The 17175-nt window shown below is 69.4% G+C and carries 14 protein-coding genes; 6 read left to right on the top strand and 8 right to left on the bottom strand.

The genetic code is table 11. The features are described 5' to 3' along the window. Positions 1–177: 177 nt before the first annotated feature. On the bottom strand, positions 178–2682 hold the full coding sequence (locus tag QWU11_RS15150; protein ID WP_290108773.1) for an ATP-dependent Clp protease ATP-binding subunit: 2505 nt from the start codon (positions 2680–2682) through the stop codon (positions 178–180). A gap of 242 nt (positions 2683–2924) precedes the next feature. Further along, positions 2925–3257: an Lsr2 family protein gene (locus tag QWU11_RS15145; protein ID WP_141955677.1), complete on the bottom strand. Its 333-nt coding sequence runs from the start codon at positions 3255–3257 to the stop codon at positions 2925–2927. A 959-nt stretch (positions 3258–4216) separates the two neighbouring features. On the opposite strand from QWU11_RS15145, the gene QWU11_RS15140 reads away from it, so the two are divergent. After that, positions 4217–7243, top strand: coding sequence for a UvrD-helicase domain-containing protein (locus QWU11_RS15140; protein WP_354670849.1), 3027 nt, complete (start codon positions 4217–4219; stop codon positions 7241–7243). A 3-nt stretch (positions 7244–7246) separates the two neighbouring features. On the opposite strand, the gene QWU11_RS15135 is transcribed toward QWU11_RS15140, so the two are convergent. From QWU11_RS15135 to QWU11_RS15120, 4 genes are all read right to left on the bottom strand, one after another. Then, entirely contained in the window at positions 7247–7747 is a 501-nt protein-coding gene (locus QWU11_RS15135; protein ID WP_290108771.1) for an RDD family protein, read from the bottom strand. Beyond that, the gene (locus tag QWU11_RS15130) at positions 7744–8304 is read right to left on the bottom strand and encodes an RDD family protein (RefSeq protein ID WP_290108770.1); all 561 of its coding nucleotides are present in this window, start codon (positions 8302–8304) and stop codon (positions 7744–7746) included. The genes QWU11_RS15135 and QWU11_RS15130 overlap by 4 nt, the downstream gene beginning before the upstream one ends. Continuing rightward, positions 8301–8822 carry an amino-acid N-acetyltransferase gene (locus QWU11_RS15125; RefSeq protein WP_290109138.1) on the bottom strand — a complete coding sequence of 174 codons (522 nt, stop codon included), beginning with the start codon at positions 8820–8822 and terminating at the stop codon, positions 8301–8303. The genes QWU11_RS15130 and QWU11_RS15125 overlap by 4 nt, the downstream gene beginning before the upstream one ends. A gap of 66 nt (positions 8823–8888) precedes the next feature. After that, on the bottom strand, positions 8889–9119 hold the full coding sequence (locus QWU11_RS15120; RefSeq protein ID WP_141955682.1) for a LuxR C-terminal-related transcriptional regulator: 231 nt from the start codon (positions 9117–9119) through the stop codon (positions 8889–8891). 465 nt (positions 9120–9584) lie between these two features. On the opposite strand from QWU11_RS15120, the gene QWU11_RS15115 reads away from it, so the two are divergent. Continuing rightward, entirely contained in the window at positions 9585–10583 is a 999-nt protein-coding gene (locus tag QWU11_RS15115) for a LacI family DNA-binding transcriptional regulator (protein ID WP_354670848.1), read from the top strand. Between the two features lie 80 nt (positions 10584–10663). Here QWU11_RS15115 and ugpC read toward each other — a convergent pair whose 3' ends face one another. Beyond that, on the bottom strand, positions 10664–11890 hold the full coding sequence (ugpC, locus tag QWU11_RS15110) for a sn-glycerol-3-phosphate ABC transporter ATP-binding protein UgpC (RefSeq protein WP_290108769.1): 1227 nt from the start codon (positions 11888–11890) through the stop codon (positions 10664–10666). A gap of 161 nt (positions 11891–12051) precedes the next feature. Between ugpC and QWU11_RS15105 the strand changes: the two genes are divergently transcribed. The 4 genes from QWU11_RS15105 to QWU11_RS15090 all read left to right on the top strand — a co-directional run bounded on the left by QWU11_RS15105 (position 12052) and on the right by QWU11_RS15090 (position 15577). Then, complete coding sequence (locus QWU11_RS15105; protein ID WP_290108768.1) at positions 12052–12816, top strand: IclR family transcriptional regulator; 765 nt, start codon at positions 12052–12054, stop codon at positions 12814–12816. Between the two features lie 10 nt (positions 12817–12826). Next, positions 12827–13999, top strand: coding sequence for a cytochrome P450 (locus QWU11_RS15100; protein ID WP_290108767.1), 1173 nt, complete (start codon positions 12827–12829; stop codon positions 13997–13999). 126 nt (positions 14000–14125) lie between these two features. Then, positions 14126–14521, top strand: a complete 396-nt coding sequence (locus tag QWU11_RS15095; protein ID WP_290108766.1) for a hypothetical protein — start codon at positions 14126–14128, stop codon at positions 14519–14521. A gap of 120 nt (positions 14522–14641) precedes the next feature. Further along, positions 14642–15577 carry an intradiol ring-cleavage dioxygenase gene (locus QWU11_RS15090; protein WP_290108765.1) on the top strand — a complete coding sequence of 312 codons (936 nt, stop codon included), beginning with the start codon at positions 14642–14644 and terminating at the stop codon, positions 15575–15577. A gap of 3 nt (positions 15578–15580) precedes the next feature. Here the strand turns inward: QWU11_RS15090 and lysX are convergent, their stop codons facing one another. After that, on the bottom strand, positions 15581–17068 hold the full coding sequence (gene lysX / locus QWU11_RS15085; protein ID WP_290108764.1) for a bifunctional lysylphosphatidylglycerol synthetase/lysine--tRNA ligase LysX: 1488 nt from the start codon (positions 17066–17068) through the stop codon (positions 15581–15583). Positions 17069–17175: the final 107 nt, after the last annotated feature.

The raw sequence follows: 17175 nt of genomic DNA, 5'->3' as shown, positions 1-17175 counted from the left end.
CGGGGGCGCCGCGGCCTTCCATGTCATCTCCCGATGTGCGCGATTCGCGTCACGTTCGGTGATCGACGGCGCGTGCGTCCGGCGAGCCGGCCGCCAGGGCGTCACGGGTGAGGGCCTGAGGCGGCAAGGCGAAGGCCCCGCGCTCCTCGGTGAGGAACGCGGGGCCTTCGGATGACCTTACGGGTGGTTGACCGGCTCGCCGGCGGTCGCCGGGGCCGGGACCGGCTCGGGCTTGGGCTCGCCGACGAAGGTGAACTTCGCCGTCTCGCCGGTGCCCTCGACGCCGACCATCACGATCTCGCCGGCGTGCAGCTCGCCGTAGAGGATCTTCTCCGACAGGTTGTCCTCGATCTCGCGCTGGATGGTCCGGCGCAGCGGCCGGGCGCCCAGCACGGGGTCGTAGCCACGCTCGGCCAGCAGGTCCTTGGCATCCTGGCGCAGCTCGATGCCCATGTCGCGGTCCTTGAGACGCTCGTCCACCTTGGCGATCATCAGATCGACGATCGTGATGATCTCGGCCGGGGTGAGCTGGTGGAACACGACGGTGTCGTCGACACGGTTGAGGAACTCCGGCCGGAAGTGCTGCTTGAGCTCTTCGTTGACCTTCGACTTCATCCGGTCGTAGGACCCCTGGAGGTCGTTCTCCCGTGCGAAGCCGACCGACAGGCCCTTGGAGATGTCGCGCGTGCCGAGGTTGGTCGTCATGATCACGACCGTGTTCTTGAAGTCGACCACGCGGCCCTGGGCGTCCGTCAGGCGCCCGTCCTCGAGGATCTGCAACAGGGAGTTGAAGATGTCGGGGTGGGCCTTTTCGATCTCGTCGAACAGGACCACGGAGAACGGCTTGCGGCGGACCTTCTCGGTCAGCTGCCCGCCCTCTTCGTAGCCGACGTATCCAGGCGGAGACCCGAACAGCCGCGAGACCGTGTGCTTCTCCATGAACTCGGACATGTCCAGCTGGATCAGCGCGTCCTCGTCGCCGAACAGGAACTCGGCCAGCGTCTTGGACAGCTCGGTCTTACCGACACCGGACGGACCGGCGAAGATGAACGACCCACCGGGACGCTTGGGGTCCTTCAGACCCGCGCGCGTGCGCCGGATCGACTGGGACAGCGCCTTGATGGCGTCGTTCTGGCCGATGACCCGCTTGTGGAGCTCGTCCTCCATGCGAAGCAGGCGGGCGCTCTCCTCCTCGGTGAGCTTGAAGACCGGAATGCCGGTCGCCGTCGCGAGAACCTCCGCGATCAGCTCCTCGGTGACCTCGGCGACGACGTCCATGTCGCCGGCCTTCCATTCCTTCTCACGCTGGGCCTTGGCCTGGAGAAGCTGCTTCTCCCGGTCGCGCAGCGCGGCGGCCTTCTCGAAGTCCTGCGCGTCTATCGCGGACTCCTTGTCCCGGCGCACGTCGGCGATCTTCTCGTCGTACTCGCGCAGGTCCGGTGGCGCGGTCATGCGGCGGATGCGCATGCGCGAGCCGGCCTCGTCGATGAGGTCGATCGCCTTGTCCGGCAGGAACCGGTCGCTGATGTAGCGGTCGGCGAGCTGGGCCGCGGCGACCAGCGCGCTGTCGGTGATCGACACGCGGTGGTGCGCCTCGTAGCGGTCGCGCAGGCCCTTGAGGATCTCGATCGTGTGGCTGAGCGACGGCTCGGCCACCTGGATCGGCTGGAAACGGCGCTCAAGGGCCGCGTCCTTCTCGAGGTACTTGCGGTATTCGTCGAGGGTCGTCGCGCCGATCGTCTGGAGCTCACCGCGGGCCAGCATCGGCTTGAGGATGCTGGCGGCGTCGATGGCGCCCTCGGCCGCACCCGCCCCGACGAGGGTGTGCAGCTCGTCGATGAACAGGATGATGTCGCCGCGGGTGCGGATCTCCTTCAGCACCTTCTTCAGGCGCTCCTCGAAGTCACCGCGGTAGCGGGAACCGGCCACCAGCGCGCCCAGGTCGAGCGTGTAGAGCTGCTTGTCCTTGAGCGTCTCGGGAACCTCGCCCTTGACGATCTTCTGGGACAGCCCCTCGACCACGGCCGTCTTACCGACGCCGGGCTCACCGATCAGGACCGGGTTGTTCTTGGTGCGGCGGGACAGCACCTGCATGACCCGCTCGATCTCCTTCTCGCGCCCGATCACCGGGTCGAGCTTGCCTTCGCGCGCGGCCTGCGTCAGGTTGCGGCCGAACTGGTCCAGCACAAGGGAGGTCGACGGAGCGGCCTCAGACGGCCCGCCCGAGGACGCGGGCTCCTTGCCCTGGTATCCGTGCAGCAACTGGATCACCTGCTGGCGCACGCGATTCAGATCGGCACCCAGCTTCACCAGCACCTGGGCGGCCACACCTTCACCCTCGCGGATGAGGCCGAGCAGGATGTGCTCGGTCCCGATGTAGTTGTGACCGAGCTGCAGCGCCTCACGCAGCGAAAGCTCAAGGACCTTCTTAGCCCGCGGAGTGAACGGGATGTGTCCCGAAGGCGCCTGCTGCCCCTGGCCGATGATCTCCTCGACCTGCTGGCGCACGGCTTCGAGGCTGATGCCCAGGCTCTCCAGAGCCTTGGCGGCAACCCCCTCGCCCTCGTGGATGAGGCCCAAGAGGATGTGCTCGGTGCCGATGTAGTTGTGGTTGAGCATCCTGGCCTCTTCTTGAGCCAGGACGACAACCCGCCGCGCGCGGTCCGTAAACCTCTCGAACATCTCGTCGCTCCTCACAGAGCGGTTGGGCCAGGGTCGGCATGTCCGACCCTGTCCTTCCGCATGCTAGCCCGCCCGGCGGACGCCGCCACTCGGTAGTCCCAACGGAAGACGTTCCCCGGGCCAAGCCCGTTCATCCTCATCCAACTACCGCGCGGGGCCGTGATGTTCCCCGTACGCCGCAAGCGAACGGCCCGCCGCCCCATAGGCCGGACGACGGACCGTTTCACCGCAGCTGTATTCGATCAGTGCGCGCGCTCGTACTCCTCGACGACAGTCGCCGGGATGCGTCCGCGCTCGTTGACCTTGATGCCACGCGCCTTGGCCCAAGCGCGGATATCCGCGCTGCGCTCGCGACTCGACGCTGCACGACTACGACGCCGGCGGCCGCCGGCGGCCCCCCCACCGGCCTTCCGCGCGTGCTCCACGAACGGCGCCAGAGAATCCCGCACCTTCTTAGCGTTGGTGCTGCTCAGATCGATCTCATAGGGGACGCCGTCGAGAGAGAACTGAACGGTCTCCTCTGCCTCCCCCCCATCGATGTCGTCGATGAGGCGCTTAATGATCTGCTCTGCCATGGAGACTGACCTTTCACCGGAGCAAACTGCATTCGGTTGCCAAAGATATACCTCCATGGCTCCCGATGACAATTCCATCACTGGAAGTTTAGCACGTGCGTTACGGTGCGTAATCACCGGCAATCGATCCGGCCGCAGGGAGCTTACTGGTCCGAGCGGCGCTTCTCCGGTGCGTCTTCCCGCCTCCGCTTACCGCCCATCTCTCTCCGCACCACCCAGAACACGCCCGCGAAGAACACGGCGGCCACCGTGAGAGGGGGGACGAGCGCAGCAAGGTCGTTCCACATCGGCGCATGCCTTCCGTTCTCGCGTTATCGGACCTCGTCCCCCAAGCCGTCTGGGTGCGCGCGGCCCCTGCCCTTGAATTGTCTCGCAGCGGCTTGGGGGACACGCGGCGGCCCGGTTTTCCGGCCGGACCCCCTCACGACATCCGGTCCGTACGCCTTGTGGCGACCCCGATTCACAGGTCCGGGCGGGAGCGTCGCTACGCTGCGGCGAGTTGTCAGCACAGCGTCACGACGAGGCCGGCACCGCCGGGCCGTACCGGCCCGAGCCTGTCCGAAAAGCCAGGAGGGGTCACGGCACCACCAACACGCTCGTATCGCTCCGAATAACCCTCACGTACCGCCACTTAACAGTCAGCGACGACTACGGAATGCGTTACCCGGCCGTGCGCGACACGTGTGACGGGATCATGAGCAGCGAACATGCACCACGGAATCCATCGGTCGTCGCGATCCGGCGATCTTAAGACCCCGAGCATGACAGGATCCAATGCGGCAGGGTGGGCGATCTGAGAGACGACGGGCGACGACGTGACGTTCTACGCGGACCTTCATATCCATTCCCGATACTCCCGCGCCTGCAGCAAGGACTGTGACCTTGAACACCTGGCGTGGTGGGCCGGACGCAAAGGCGTCTCGGTCGTCGGCACGGGGGATTTCACGCATCCCGCGTGGATGGAGGAGCTGCGCGAGAACCTCGTGCCCGCAGAACCGGGGCTGTTCCGGCTGCGTCCCGACCTCGAACGCCGGGTGAGCCGAACACTACCGCCCGCCTGCCGTCAACCGGTTCGTTTTCAACTCTCCGTCGAGATCTCGACCATCTACAAAAAGGGTGAACGCACGCGGAAGGTGCACCACCTCCTTTATGCGCCGTCGTTTCAGGCGGCGGAGCGCATCACGGCGGCCCTAGCGAAGATCGGCAATCTGGCGTCGGACGGCCGCCCGATACTCGGTCTCGACTCGCGTCATCTGCTCGAGATCACGTTGCAGAGCGACCCCGGCTCGTACCTGATTCCCGCGCATGTGTGGACCCCGTGGTTCTCGGTTCTCGGCTCCAAGTCCGGTTTTGACGCGGTGGCCGACTGCTACGACGATCTCGCCTCCCATATCTTCGCCGTCGAGACCGGTCTCTCCTCGGACCCCCTGATGAACTGGCGGGTGCCCTCCCTGGACGGCTACCGACTCGTCAGCAACTCCGACGCACACTCCCCTCCCGCACTTGCGCGCGAGGCGTCGATGTTCGACACGGAGATGGACTACTACGCGTTGCGCGCCGCGCTCGAAACCGGTGACGGTTACCGCGGGAGTGTGGAGTTCTTTCCGGAGGAAGGGAAATACCACCTCGACGGTCACCGCAAATGCGGCGTACGCCTCGAGCCGGGCGAGACAAAGGAACAGGGCGGCCGTTGCCCGTCGTGCGGGCGCCCGCTGACGGTCGGCGTCCTCAGCCGCGTCGACGATCTCGCCGCCCACCCGGAGGGCCGGCGGCCCGAGGGCGCGGCGGACTTCCGCAACCTGGTCCCCCTGCCCGAGATCGTCAGTGAGATCCGCGGCGTCGGCCCGCGCTCGAAGTCGGTTCTCGGCCACATCGCCGAGCTGGTGTCCTCGCTCGGCCCCGAGCTGTCGATCCTGGACGACGTGCCGCTCGACGACGTACGCGACGCCGGCGGCGAGCTCCTCGCCGAGGCGATCGGCCGGCTACGGCGTGGCGACGTCATCCGGGACGCCGGTTACGACGGGGAGTACGGCGAGATCCGGCTCTTCCAGCCGGGCGAGCTCCGGCGTGAGGGCAAAGGCGCCGTCGGCCTGCTCGGCGCTCCCGACGACTTCGGGCTGTTCGATCTGCCCGAGAGCGCCCCGGAGACGAGAAAGGCCGCTGAGAGACGCTCAGAGGCCGCGTACGGGCCTGAGCCGGGCGAACAGAACGGCGACGGGGAGACGGCGGAGGATGTTTCCCACGGCGCCGAGACGGCCGCACATTCTGAACCACCGATCGAGGGGCAGCAGGACATCCTGGAGGCCGCTGAGGCGGCTGAGGCGGAGAACTGCTCCGTGCTGGACGGCCTGGACCCGGAGCAGCGGGTGGCGGCCGCGCACCCTGGCGGCCCGCTGCTGATCATCGCGGGCCCCGGCACCGGGAAGACCCGGACCCTGACCCACCGGATCGCCCATCTCGTCGCCGAGCGCGGCGTACGGCCGGAGCAGTGCCTGGCGATCACGTTCACCCGCCGCGCCGCCGAGGAGATGCGCGAGCGCCTCGGGGCGCTCCTGCCCGGACGGGCGGACGGCCTGACCGTCGCGACGTTCCACGGCCTCGGCGCCGTGATCCTCCGCGAGCACCATGAGGCCGCCGGCCTTCCCGCCGACTTCCGCATCGCCGACGAGGCCGAGCGGTTGGAGATCGCCCGGGAGATGACCGGTTCGGACAAGGAGGCCAAGAAGCTCCTCGCCGACTTCGACCGCCCCCGTACGGACGCCGGCGAGGGCACCGAGGAGCGGGAGTCGTTCGAGAAGCGGCTGCGCGACCGCGGGCTCGCCGACTTCACCGACCTGCTGCGCGTGCCCGTGGGCCTGCTCTCCGGCGACCCCGCCCTCGTCGCGCACTACCGCGAGCGCTGGCCGTGGATCAGCGTCGACGAATACCAGGACGTCGACGAGACGCAGTACGCCCTCCTGCGCCTGCTCGCCGCCGAGGACGGGAACCTCACCGCGATCGGCGACCCCGACCAGGCGATCTACGCGTTCCGCGGCGCCGACGTCGGCTTCTTCCTCCGGTTCGCCGAGGACTTCCGCGAGGCGACGACCGTCCTGCTCACCCGCAACTACCGCTCCGCCCCCGCGATCGTGCACGGCGCCGTCGGCGCGATCCGGGTGACCAGCCTCGTACCCGACCGCGAGCTCGACCCCCAGCGCTCCGGCGAGCGGCTCATCCGCGTGCACGAGAGCGCCGACGCGCAGGCCGAGGCGGAGTTCGTGGCCTCGACCGTCGACCGGCTCCTGGGCGGCGCCTCCTTTCACTCCCTCGACTCCGGGCGCGCGGACGGCCACCACGAGGACCATCTCGACTTCTCCGACATCGCGGTGCTCTACCGCTCCTCCGCCCAGGCCGAGCCGGTCATGGAGGCTCTCACCCGCGCCGGCATGCCGTACCAGAAGCGCTCGCACGACCGGCTCGTGAAGCGCCCCGGCGTACGCGACCTCGCGCACGAGCTGCGGCACCACGGCGGGCCGCTCACCGAGCGCCTCCGCGCCGCCGTCGGCGCGCTCACCGAGATCCACGACGAGACCGTCCTCCGTACGGCGGCCGACCTGCTCGGCCCGCTCGCCGCCCGGTGCGGCGAGGATTTGGAGGAGTTCCTGAGCGAGCTGGCCCTCGGGGCGGAGGTCGACGCCTTCGACCCGCGCGCCGACCGGATCGCGCTGCTGACGATGCACGCGTCGAAGGGCCTGGAGTTCCCGGTGGTGTTCATCGTCGGGTGCGAGGACGGGCTGCTGCCGATGCGCCTGCCGGACACCGACGAGGCCGAGGAGCGCCGCCTGTTCTTCGTCGGCATGACCCGCGCGCGGTCGTCCCTCTATCTGTCCGGCTCGCGGCGCCGCGAGCCGTCGCCGTTCCTGGGCGCCATCCCGGGCAAGTACGTCACCCGCTCCGAGCCTTCCGCGCGCCGCAAGCCGCGCGACCACCAGCTCCGCCTGATGTGAGCCTCAGACCTCGGAGAGGGGCACGTCCTCGGCCTCGGCGGCCGGGGCCGGCCGGGGGCGGGTGTCGATGACCAGAGTGCCGGCGGCCCGGTCGTGCAGGGCCTGCCGGTGCTCGCCCTCGAACAGCAGCCCGATCTCGGCGAGCCAGAAGATCCCCGCGAGGATGTTGAGGACCGGCACCGGCCGCGCGGCCGGCGGCAGGGCGTAGATCGCCGACCGCACCAGCGCCTGGCTGACCCGCAGCCGCGAGCCGTCGGCGGAGACGACGCGGATGCCCGTCAGCCGTTTGCCGACCGTACGGCCCCACAGGGCGAGCTGCACCGCCTCGTAGACGAGGTAGACGGCCGCGAAGGCGAGCGGCGCGACCACCGTCTGCGCGGTCTCGCGCGTGAAGAGCTCGGTCGCCGCCGTGCCGATCGGGACGCCGACGATCAGGGTGTCCACCAGGCGGGCCACCAGACGCTGCGCCGGCTCCGCGAGCACGGTCACGGTCCTGTCCGTCATGGGTTCTCCCGCCTCATGACGGTGGTCCCCTGCTGATCGGCGCTGCGTGCGCCGACGTCCTCGAAGTCGCGGTCGTCGACCACGACCGTGCCGGCCAGCCGGTCGTGCAGGCCCTGGTGCAGCGGCTCGTCCCAGATCGCCCAGAGGTAGGCCATCACCGTGCCGACTCCGCAGCCGAAGAGATAGAGCACGTTGTTCACGGCGGCCCGCCCGACGGCCTGCGCCGGCACCAGTGGCACGCCGCTCTCGGCGAGCACCCGCAAACTCATGACGCGCTTGCCGAGCGTCTGCCCCCACAGGGCGAGCTGCACCGCCTCGTACGCGAACGGCAGGATCGCGACCACGAGGATCCAGCCGAAGACCGCCGGGCCGGACCACACGCCGCCGTCCTTGCCGTGGCTGCCCGGCTCGTTCAGGCCGACGGCGGCGATCATGAAGGGCAGGATGAGCGCGAAGCCCACGATGCCGAGCAGCCCGGCGTCGATGACGCGGGCGGCGGCACGGCGGGAGACGGGAGCGAGGGCGAGCGACTCGACCGGCTCCGGGTAGTGACTCATCGACCACCTTCCAGGTGCAGCAACATGCGGGTGTTGCCCAGGGTGTTCGGCTTGACCCGATCGAGGCCGAGGAACTCCGCCACTCCGTCGTCGTAGGAGCGCAGCAACTCCTCGTAGACCTCGGGCGCCACCGGGCTGCCCTGCAGCCGGCGGAACCCGTGCCGGGAGAAGAAGGTCACCTCGAAGGTGAGACAGAAGACGCGCCGGACCTCGAGTTCGCGCGCGGTCTCCAGGAGGCGCGCGACGATACGATGCCCTACTCCGTGGCCGCGGCACGCCGGATCGACCGCGACCGTACGGACCTCCGCCAAGTCCTCCCACATCACGTGGAGCGCGCCGCAGCCAACGACGGCGCCGGTCTCCCGATCCTCCGCGACCCAGAACTCCTGGACGTCCTCGAAGAGCGTCACGGTCGGCTTGGCCAACAGCCGGCCTGGACCGGCGTACATGTCGACCAGCCGCCGGATCGCCCGTACGTCCGTTGTCCGGGCGCGACGGATAGCTGTCTCCACAAACAGGTGACCCTAGCGGCCGCTCGCCCGAATGCTCGCGGGCGGCCGTACTCCCACTCGGATCTCCCGCTGTCAGATCAACTGCCGTCGTGCCGCCCACACGACTGCCTCGATGGGGGTGTTCACGTTGAGCCGATCACATATCGATCGCAGTCGCCTCCGTAGCGTCCGCGCGCTGAGTTCAAGCTTCCGCGCTGCCACATCTGCGGTGACACCGGTGGCGATCTGCGCGAGCAACCGGAGTTCGTCCTCGCTCAGTCGCGGATCGTCGGTGCCACGGCGTGTCAGTGTGGCCTGTTCCACTCCGTCCTCCCTCGTCCCTGGTGATGACTACGGGGATGCGGCGGGGTGCCGCATGGGCACGGGTAGGCCTTGCGCGCTTGACCGGAGGTGGCCGCATGTGCCGATTCGGCTGCGCGACCGGGGAACTCCAGTAACGATTCATACGTTGGGGATTCCTGAAGGGACGTAGCCCCGGGTGCGCGAGGAAACGTCCCGGCGGTGCGACCGGGACCGGAATCCACAAGATCGGGAGGGGTCATCGGTACGCCTCTCGCCCCCATCCCTTCGATAACGATCCCGGCAAAGATCGTGAATCGTTTCAAGCTAGGCTTCGATCCGGAACGCTAGGCGGCCGGATCCGGACCGTCAAGCGTTCGAATGTTACGACGTGTAGCCGCATGGAAACGCCCCGCTACATAACACATCGGAAACAGTTCTTCGCAGCTATTAACCTGCGAAAACTGTGTCACGGGAGAGGAAGAGAGCGTGCCGCCCGTCAGCATCCGGGATGTGGCGATGCGTGCAGGTGTCTCCGTTGGGACAGTTTCGAATGTCCTAAACCGGCCAAACCTGGTGGCCGAAGCTACCCGTGAGCGCGTACAGGCGGCCATCGGCGAGCTCGGCTTCGTACGGAACGAGAGCGCCCGGCGGCTCCGCCAAGGCCGCAGCCGCACGTTCGGGGTCGTCCTCGAGAACCTCGCCAACCCCTATTTCACCGATCTGGCGCGCGGTGCCGCGGCGGCGATGAACACCGACGGCTTCGACGCCGTCTGGTGCACCAGCGACGGCTCCCAGGCGAAGGAGCGCCGCTGTCTCGACTTCCTGGAGGAGCAGCGCGTCAGCGGCGTGATCATCACGCCGGTCGGACTCGACCCCGCCCGCATCGCCGACCTCCACGCCCGCGGCCTGTCGGTCGTCGTCCTCGACCGCCGTGAGTACGACGGCGTCTGCTCCACGCGGGTCGACCACGTCGCGGGCGGCGAGATCGCGATCAACCACCTGCTCGGCCGGGGCCACCGGCGCCTCGCCATCGTGACCGGGCCGCTGCTGCAGGAGCCCATCCGCGATCGCTACGCCGGCGCCGAGGCCGTCGCGCGTGCCGCCGGGGTGCCCGACCATGACATGGCCACGCTCATCCGCAGCGACATGACGCCCACCGCCGGCAAGGACGCGGCGCGGCGTCTCCTGGAGCTCGACCCCCTGCCGACCGGGGTGTTCTGCACCAACGACCTGCTGGCCATCGGCCTGGTCAACGAGTTGCACCGGTCCGGCGTCAAGGTGCCCGGCGAGATCTGCGTGGTCGGCTACGACGACATCGAACTCGCCGGCACGTCGGTCGTGCCGCTGACGACCGTGCGCCAGCCGCGGCACGAGCTCGGCTGGACCGCCGCCGAGCTGGCCCTCGCCGAGTCCGGCGCCTCCGGCGACCACGAGCACCGGCAGCTCGTGCTGACACCGTCCCTCGTCGTCCGTGAGTCCGCCTGAACGCGGCCTGAGAGCCGCCTGAGGGCGTCCGGAGCGCAAAGAAGGGGCGAACCCCACGGATCCGCCCCTTCTGTCGAGACTCAGGCGCTGACGGGCTCGATCGTGGCGGCCTCCGGGTGGCCGACGGCCAGGCCGCTCTCGGGGTCGAAGAAGTGCAGGCGCGTCGTGTCGACGGCCAGCTCCAGCGACTGCCCCGGCCGTACGCGCGAGCGCGCGTTGACGCGGGCGGTCCACAGGGCCTTGTTGTCGGTCAGCGGGATCGCGGAGTCCTCTTCGTCCTCGTCCTTGGCGAGGTCGGCGGTGTCCTTGTGCTCGACCGGCGGGGCGTCGATCGTGAAGATGGCGTTGATCTCGCTGCCGAGCTCCTCGGTGACGTCCGCGTGCACCGCCATGATCGGCCAGTCCTGCCCGCTGTGGCCGGAGTCCTCGAAGTCGGACGGGCGGATGCCGAGGATGAGCGAACGGCCGACGTAGTCCTCCAGGCCCGGCTTGTTGGTGAACACCTCGGCCGGGACCGGCAGCTCATAGCCGGCGAAGCTCACCCGGGCCGTGCCGCCGTCGCGTACGAGCTCGGCGGTGACGAAGTTCATCGCGGGCGAGCCGATGAAGCCGGCGACGAACAGGTTCACCGGGTTGTCGAAGAGGTTCTGCGGGGTGTCGACCTGCTGCAGGAGGCCCTCGCGGAGCACGCAGACGCGGTCGCCGAGGGTCATGGCCTCGACCTGGTCGTGCGTGACGTACACCGTCGTTACGCCGAGCCGCTCGTGGAGCTGGTTGAGCGAGGCGCGCATGGACACGCGGAGCTTGGCGTCGAGGTTGGACAGCGGCTCGTCCATCAGGAACGCCTGCGGCTCGCGGACGATCGCCCGGCCCATCGCGACACGCTGCCGCTGGCCGCCGGAGAGTGCGGCGGGCTTGCGCTTGAGGAACTGCTCCAGGCCCAGCATCTTGGCGGCGTCGCCGACGCGCTTCTTGATCTCCGCCTTCGAGGTGCCGCGGAGCTGGAGGCCGAACGCGAGGTTCTGCTCGACGGTCATGTGCGGGTAGAGCGCGTAGTTCTGGAACACCATGGCGATGTCGCGGTCCTTCGGCGCGAGGTCGTTGACCACCCGGTCGCCGATGGAGATCTCGCCGCCGGTGATGTCCTCCAGGCCGGCGATCATTCGAAGAGCGGTCGACTTTCCGCAGCCCGACGGGCCGACGAGCACCATGAACTCCCCATCCTCGATCTCCAGGCTGAGGTTGTTCACCGCCTTCACGTCGTTGCTGTAGGCCTTGTCGACCTGGTCTAGAACGATCTTGGCCATGGGGGTTCCTCCGATGGGTGCGACCTCAAAGTGTCCATAACCATAGCCACTGTTCGCATATCTGAACAGATCTGGGGCGGACTAGGCTGTGGTCCGGCTCCGGTGTGATCGCCGGATCTCGGGTGAGCACGGCGTATGCCGGGCGCTCTAGAGAGGCTGGGATGGACTCGTCCGATTCGACCGGGCCGGGCGTCAAGTCCGCCATGCGGACCGTCGCACTGCTCGACTTCTTCGCCCGTCAGGGCGGCATGTACAGCCTGACCGCGATCCAGCAGGAGCTGGGCTATCCGAAGAGCAGTCTCTACGCTCTACTGCGCACACTCGTCCAGCTCGGCTGGGTGGAGACCGACCCCACCGGCACCCTCTATCGCATCGGGATGCGGGCGCTGCTCGTCGGCGCGTCCTACATCGACGGCGACCCCGTCGTCGGCATGGCCCACGAGACGCTCGAGTGGCTCGCCGAGGCGACCGGTGAGACCGTGCACTTCGGCCGGCTCGACGACGTCGACGTCGTGGACCTCTCCTCCCGGCCGTCACGGCACGACCTGCGGCCCGTCGTACGCGTCGGGCGGCGGATGCCCGCGTACAGCACCGCGCTGGGCAAGGCGCTGCTCGCCGACCGTACGGACCCGGCCCTGCCCGCCGAGCTCGAACGCCAGACCGAGCACACCATCACCGACCACGACGCCCTCGCCAAGGACCTGCGGCGCGTACGCGAGCGCGGCTACGCCGTCGACAACGAGGAGAACAGCCCGGGGATCTGCTGCTTCGGCGTCGTCCTCCGGCTCCAGCGGCCGGCCCGCGACGCGATCAGCGTGTCCATCCCGACCATGCGCCTGACCGACGCGGCCGAGCGGGAGATCCCGGCGCTGCTGATGCGCGCCCGCGAGCGGATCGAGTACTCCGCGCACCACCTGCTGCACTGAGGGAGGCCCTATGGACGTACGCGCCGTTCTCGGCTTCGACCCCTTCGCCCCGGAGTTCCGCGCCGATCCGTACGCCCACTATCGCGACCTGCGCGCGGGCGGCCCGCTGCAGCGGACGCCGGCCGGGTTGTGGGTCTCCCCGTCCTTCGCGGTGTGCACGCGGGTCCTGCGCGACCCGCGGTTCGGCCACGGCGACGGGCTGGAGGGCTCGGGCCGGCTCCCTCCGCGGCGGGCACGGTCGTTCCTGGTGCTCGACCCGCCCGAGCACACGAAGCTGCGCCGGCTCGTCAGCCGGGCCTTCACCGCGCGGCTGGTCGAACGCCTCCGTCCCCGCGTCGCCGCCCTCGTGGACGAGCTCCTGGCCGTACCGTCCGGCGAGGTCGACCTGATCTCCACGCTCGCCCATCCCCTGCCGGTCATCGTGATCAGCGAGATGCTCGGCGTGCCGCCGGAGGACCACGACCGCTTCCGCGGCTGGTCCGAGGCGCTCGCCCGCGGCCTGGACCCGGACTTCCTCATCCCTGAGCAGGATCTCTCCCGGCGCGAGCAGGCGCGGGCGGAGTTCGGCGCCTACTTCCGCGAGCTCGCCGCCCGGCGCCGCGCCGCGCCCGGCGACGACCTGCTGAGCGGCCTGGCCGCCATCGAGGAGCTCTCCGAGGACGACCTGGTGGCGACCTGCATCCTGCTGCTCGTCGCCGGCCACGAGACGACCGTCAACCTGATCGCGAACGGCACGCTGGCGCTGCTGCGGGCGCCGGACCAGCTCGCCTGGTTCGGCGCCAACCTCGGCTCGGCCGCCGCGGCCGTGGAGGAGCTCCTGAGGTACGACCCGCCGGTCCAGCTCAGCGTCCGCGCCGCGCTGGAGGACACCGAGGTCGCCGGGCAGCCGATCCGCCGCGGCGAGATGGTGATGCTGCTGCTGAGCGCGGCCAACCGGGACCCGGAGGTGTTCGCCGACCCCGACCGCCTCGACCTGACCCGCTGGGTGAACGAGGCGCCCCGTCACCTGGCGTTCGGCCAGGGCATCCACTTCTGCCTCGGCGCGCCACTGGCCCGCGTCGAGGGACAGATCGCCCTGACCGCGCTCGTACGGCGGGGTGTCGCTCCCGTTCCGGGCCCCCCGAAGTACAAGAACAACCTGATCCTGCGCGGCCTCGCGGAGCTTCCCGTACGGCTCGGCTAGCCGCGTCCGACACGCTCGCGCGGTGATCCGCTCGCCGTTACTCCGCTAGCCAGGTCCGGTCAGCCGCTGGGCCGCGTCCCGGCGCCACGCGCAGACTTGAGACTCCCCTCGGCAACAGGAGGTCTCATGCGTCACTTAGCCACCGGTCTCGCGGGCGCCGTCATCGTCACCGCGGCGTCCGTTCCCCTCGCGGCCCCCGCCCACGCGACGCCGCCCATCACCTGCACCTCGATCCTCGGCGACGGCATCGTCGCCACCGTCTGCACGTACGACCTGGAGGGCCAGGTCAGTGGCCACGTGAACCTGTTCGACGCCGGCGCCACCGTCGACAGCCTCACGCTCTACAAGTGCAACGCGGCCGAGACCTCCTGCACGGCACTGGCGACGACGACGAACTGGGCGACGCCGACCTTCACCGCGGTCGCGGGCAAGCACTATGAGACGTGTGCGTCCATCCACGTCAGGGTGACCCTCACGACGACCCGGTACTACAGCGGCTGCAGTCCTTTCAACGTCGCCTGAGCGCCGCCCGGCGAATCTCAGATTCGTCTCATCGTTTTCTCATCTGCCGCGATTAGCGTCACCGCCGCTGACGGTCGACAGACCGTCAATCCCCGTGTCAGAACGAAGGGTGGCCGGCGCATGGACGAGCGCGATGACCAGGAAGAGCGCGATGAGAGCCGCGAACACATGAACCGCCGCCGGGCGCTGACCGCGCTCGGCGGCGCGGGCCTGGGCGCGGCCGGGGTCGTGGCGGCGAGCCGCGCGGCGGCCTGGGCCACGGCGAACCCGCCGTCCGGCTCGGCGGCGCGGCCGGACTGCGTGCTCGCCCCCGAACTGACGGAGGGCCCGTACTACCTCGACTACGAGCTGTTCCGCCGCGACGTCACCGAGCACAAGGACGGCGTGCCGGTCCTCCTGCGCGCCACCATCGTCAACGCCGCCACCTGCGCGCCGATCCCGCACGCCGCGCTGGACATCTGGCACACCGACGCGCTCGGGGAGTACTCCGGCTACACGGCGCTCGGCGTCGGAGGCGGCAACGGCGGCGGCCCGGGCGGGCCCGGTGGACCGGGTGGACCGGGTGGACCGGGTGGACCGGGTGGACCGGGTGGCCCGCCGCCCGGCTCGCCCCCGCCGTCCGGTCCGCCTCCCGGCGGCGGCCACGTCGAGCCGAGCGACGACCTGACCTTCCTGCGCGGCGTCCAGACCAGCGACCGGCACGGCGTCGTGGAGTTCCGCACCCTGTACCCCGGCTGGTACATCGGCCGCGCCATCCACATCCACGCGAAGGTGCACCTGGGCGGCAGGGTCTCGGGCGGGAAGTACACCGGCGGGCACGTCGCCCACACCGGCCAGTTCTTCTTCGACGAGCGGGTCACCGAGGAGGTCGCCGAGCTCCAGCCGTACGCCATCAACACGACCCACCGCACGCCGCTGGACGAGGACGGCATCTACCAGAACGGCGGCAGCGCGGGCCTGCTCAAGCTCCGCCCGGCCCACGCCCACGCGCCCGCGCTGAAACACGGCCTGCTCGCCACGATCGTCGTCGGTGTGAACCCCGGCGCGACGCCGTAGGGCCTATTCGGGCTTGACCAGCGGGAACAGGATCGTCTCGCGGATGTTCTTGCCGGTGAAGGCCATGATCATACGGTCGATGCCGATGCCGACACCGCCCGTCGGGGGCATGGCGTACTCCAGTGCCCGCAGGAAGTCCTCGTCGAGCTGCATCGCCTCAGGGTCGCCGCCTGCCGCCAGCAGAGACTGCTCCGTCAGGCGGCGGCGCTGCTCGATCGGGTCGATCAGCTCCGAGTAACCCGTACCCAGCTCCGTACCGAAGCCGATCAGATCCCACTTTTCGGTCAGCAGCGGGTTGGACCGGTGCGTACGGGCCAGCGGCGAGGTCTCCAGCGGATAGTCGCGGACGAACGTCGGCTGGACGAGTGTGTGCTCGACCAGCTCCTCGAAGAGCTCCTGGACCAGCCGGCCCTGGCCCCACGCCGGGTTGTGCTCCAGCTCCCGCAGGTCGAACAACTTGCGGACCTGGTCGATCGGCGTCTCGGTGGTCAGCTCCTCGCCGACCGCGGCCGACACCGCGTCGTACAGCGTCACCTGCGGCCAGGCGTCCCCGCCCAGGTCGATCTCCTGGCCCTCGTGCTCCACGACCGTGGTGCCCAGGGCGGCCACCACCGCGGCCTGGTAGATCTCCCTGGTCAGGGTGGCGATCGTGTCGTAGTCGCCGTACGCCTGGTAGGCCTCGAGCATCGTGAACTCGGGGTTGTGGGAGGAGTCGGCGCCCTCGTTGCGGAAGTTGCGGCTGATCTCGTAGACCTTCTCGATGCCGCCGACGACGAGCCGCTTGAGGTACAGCTCGATCGCGATGCGCAGGTAGAGGTCCATGTCGTAGGCGTTGATGTGCGTCGTGAACGGACGCGCGGCCGCGCCGCCGTGGATGCGCTGGAGCATCGGGGTCTCGACCTCGAGGTACTCCTGGGCGTTCATGTGGTCGCGAATCGCCCGGACCGTGTCGCTGCGCAGCCGGGCCATGCGCCGGGCGTCGTCGTTGACGATCAGGTCGACATACCTCTGGCGTACGCGGGCCTCGGGGTCGGTCAGGCCGGCGTGCTTCTCCGGCAGCGGCCGCAGGCACTTCGAGGTGAGCGCGAACCGGTCGGCCATGATCGACAGCTCGCCGCGCTTGGACGTGATGACCTCGCCCTCGACGCCGACCTGGTCGCCGAGGTCGATGTCGCGCTTCCAGGACTCCAGAGCCTCCTCGCCGACGTTGGCGAGGGACAGCATGATCTGGATGTCGCCGCTGCCGTCACGGATCGTCGCGAAGCAGAGCTTGCCGGTGTTGCGGGCCAGCATGACGCGACCGGCGACGCCGACCTTCTCACCCGTGGACGTCCCGGGCTCCAGATCGGGGTGGTCCGCGCGGACCTTCGCGATCATGGTCGTACGGGGGAAGCCCAGGGGATAGGGGTCCACCCCGCTCTCACGCAGCCGCTCCGCCTTTTCCCGGCGGATGCGCATCTGCTCCGGAAGATCCTCATGCGACTCGTTCACGATCCGCAAGGCTACCGACCGCTCCCCCGCCCCGGCGAACCGATCGCGCCGCGGGCGCTCGCCCCCGAGGGCTCCAGGTCCGGCGGCGGGGGGCGTGAACAGGTGCG

The organism is Actinomadura sp. DC4 (assembly GCF_030406325.1).
GTDB lineage: Bacteria > Actinomycetota > Actinomycetes > Streptosporangiales > Streptosporangiaceae > Actinoallomurus.
Note: the sequence above shows the minus strand (reverse complement) of the source record. Positions and strands in the feature narration are given on the sequence as shown.

Excerpts from the sequence above, each read along its gene's own strand:
- QWU11_RS15105 (WP_290108768.1), top strand. The coding sequence starts at position 12,052 with ATGGACTCGTCCGATTCGACCGGGCCGGGCGTCAAGTCCGCCATGCGG.
- QWU11_RS15140 (WP_354670849.1), top strand. The coding sequence starts at position 4,217 with ATGGAGGAGCTGCGCGAGAACCTCGTGCCCGCAGAACCGGGGCTGTTC.
- QWU11_RS15130 (WP_290108770.1), bottom strand. The coding sequence starts at position 8,304 with ATGAGTCACTACCCGGAGCCGGTCGAGTCGCTCGCCCTCGCTCCCGTC.
- QWU11_RS15090 (WP_290108765.1), top strand. The coding sequence starts at position 14,642 with ATGGACGAGCGCGATGACCAGGAAGAGCGCGATGAGAGCCGCGAACAC.
- QWU11_RS15150 (WP_290108773.1), bottom strand. The coding sequence starts at position 2,682 with ATGTTCGAGAGGTTTACGGACCGCGCGCGGCGGGTTGTCGTCCTGGCT.
- QWU11_RS15100 (WP_290108767.1), top strand. The coding sequence starts at position 12,827 with ATGGACGTACGCGCCGTTCTCGGCTTCGACCCCTTCGCCCCGGAGTTC.
- ugpC (WP_290108769.1), bottom strand. The coding sequence starts at position 11,890 with ATGGCCAAGATCGTTCTAGACCAGGTCGACAAGGCCTACAGCAACGAC.
- QWU11_RS15145 (WP_141955677.1), bottom strand. The coding sequence starts at position 3,257 with ATGGCAGAGCAGATCATTAAGCGCCTCATCGACGACATCGATGGGGGG.
- QWU11_RS15135 (WP_290108771.1), bottom strand. The coding sequence starts at position 7,747 with ATGACGGACAGGACCGTGACCGTGCTCGCGGAGCCGGCGCAGCGTCTG.
- QWU11_RS15095 (WP_290108766.1), top strand. The coding sequence starts at position 14,126 with ATGCGTCACTTAGCCACCGGTCTCGCGGGCGCCGTCATCGTCACCGCG.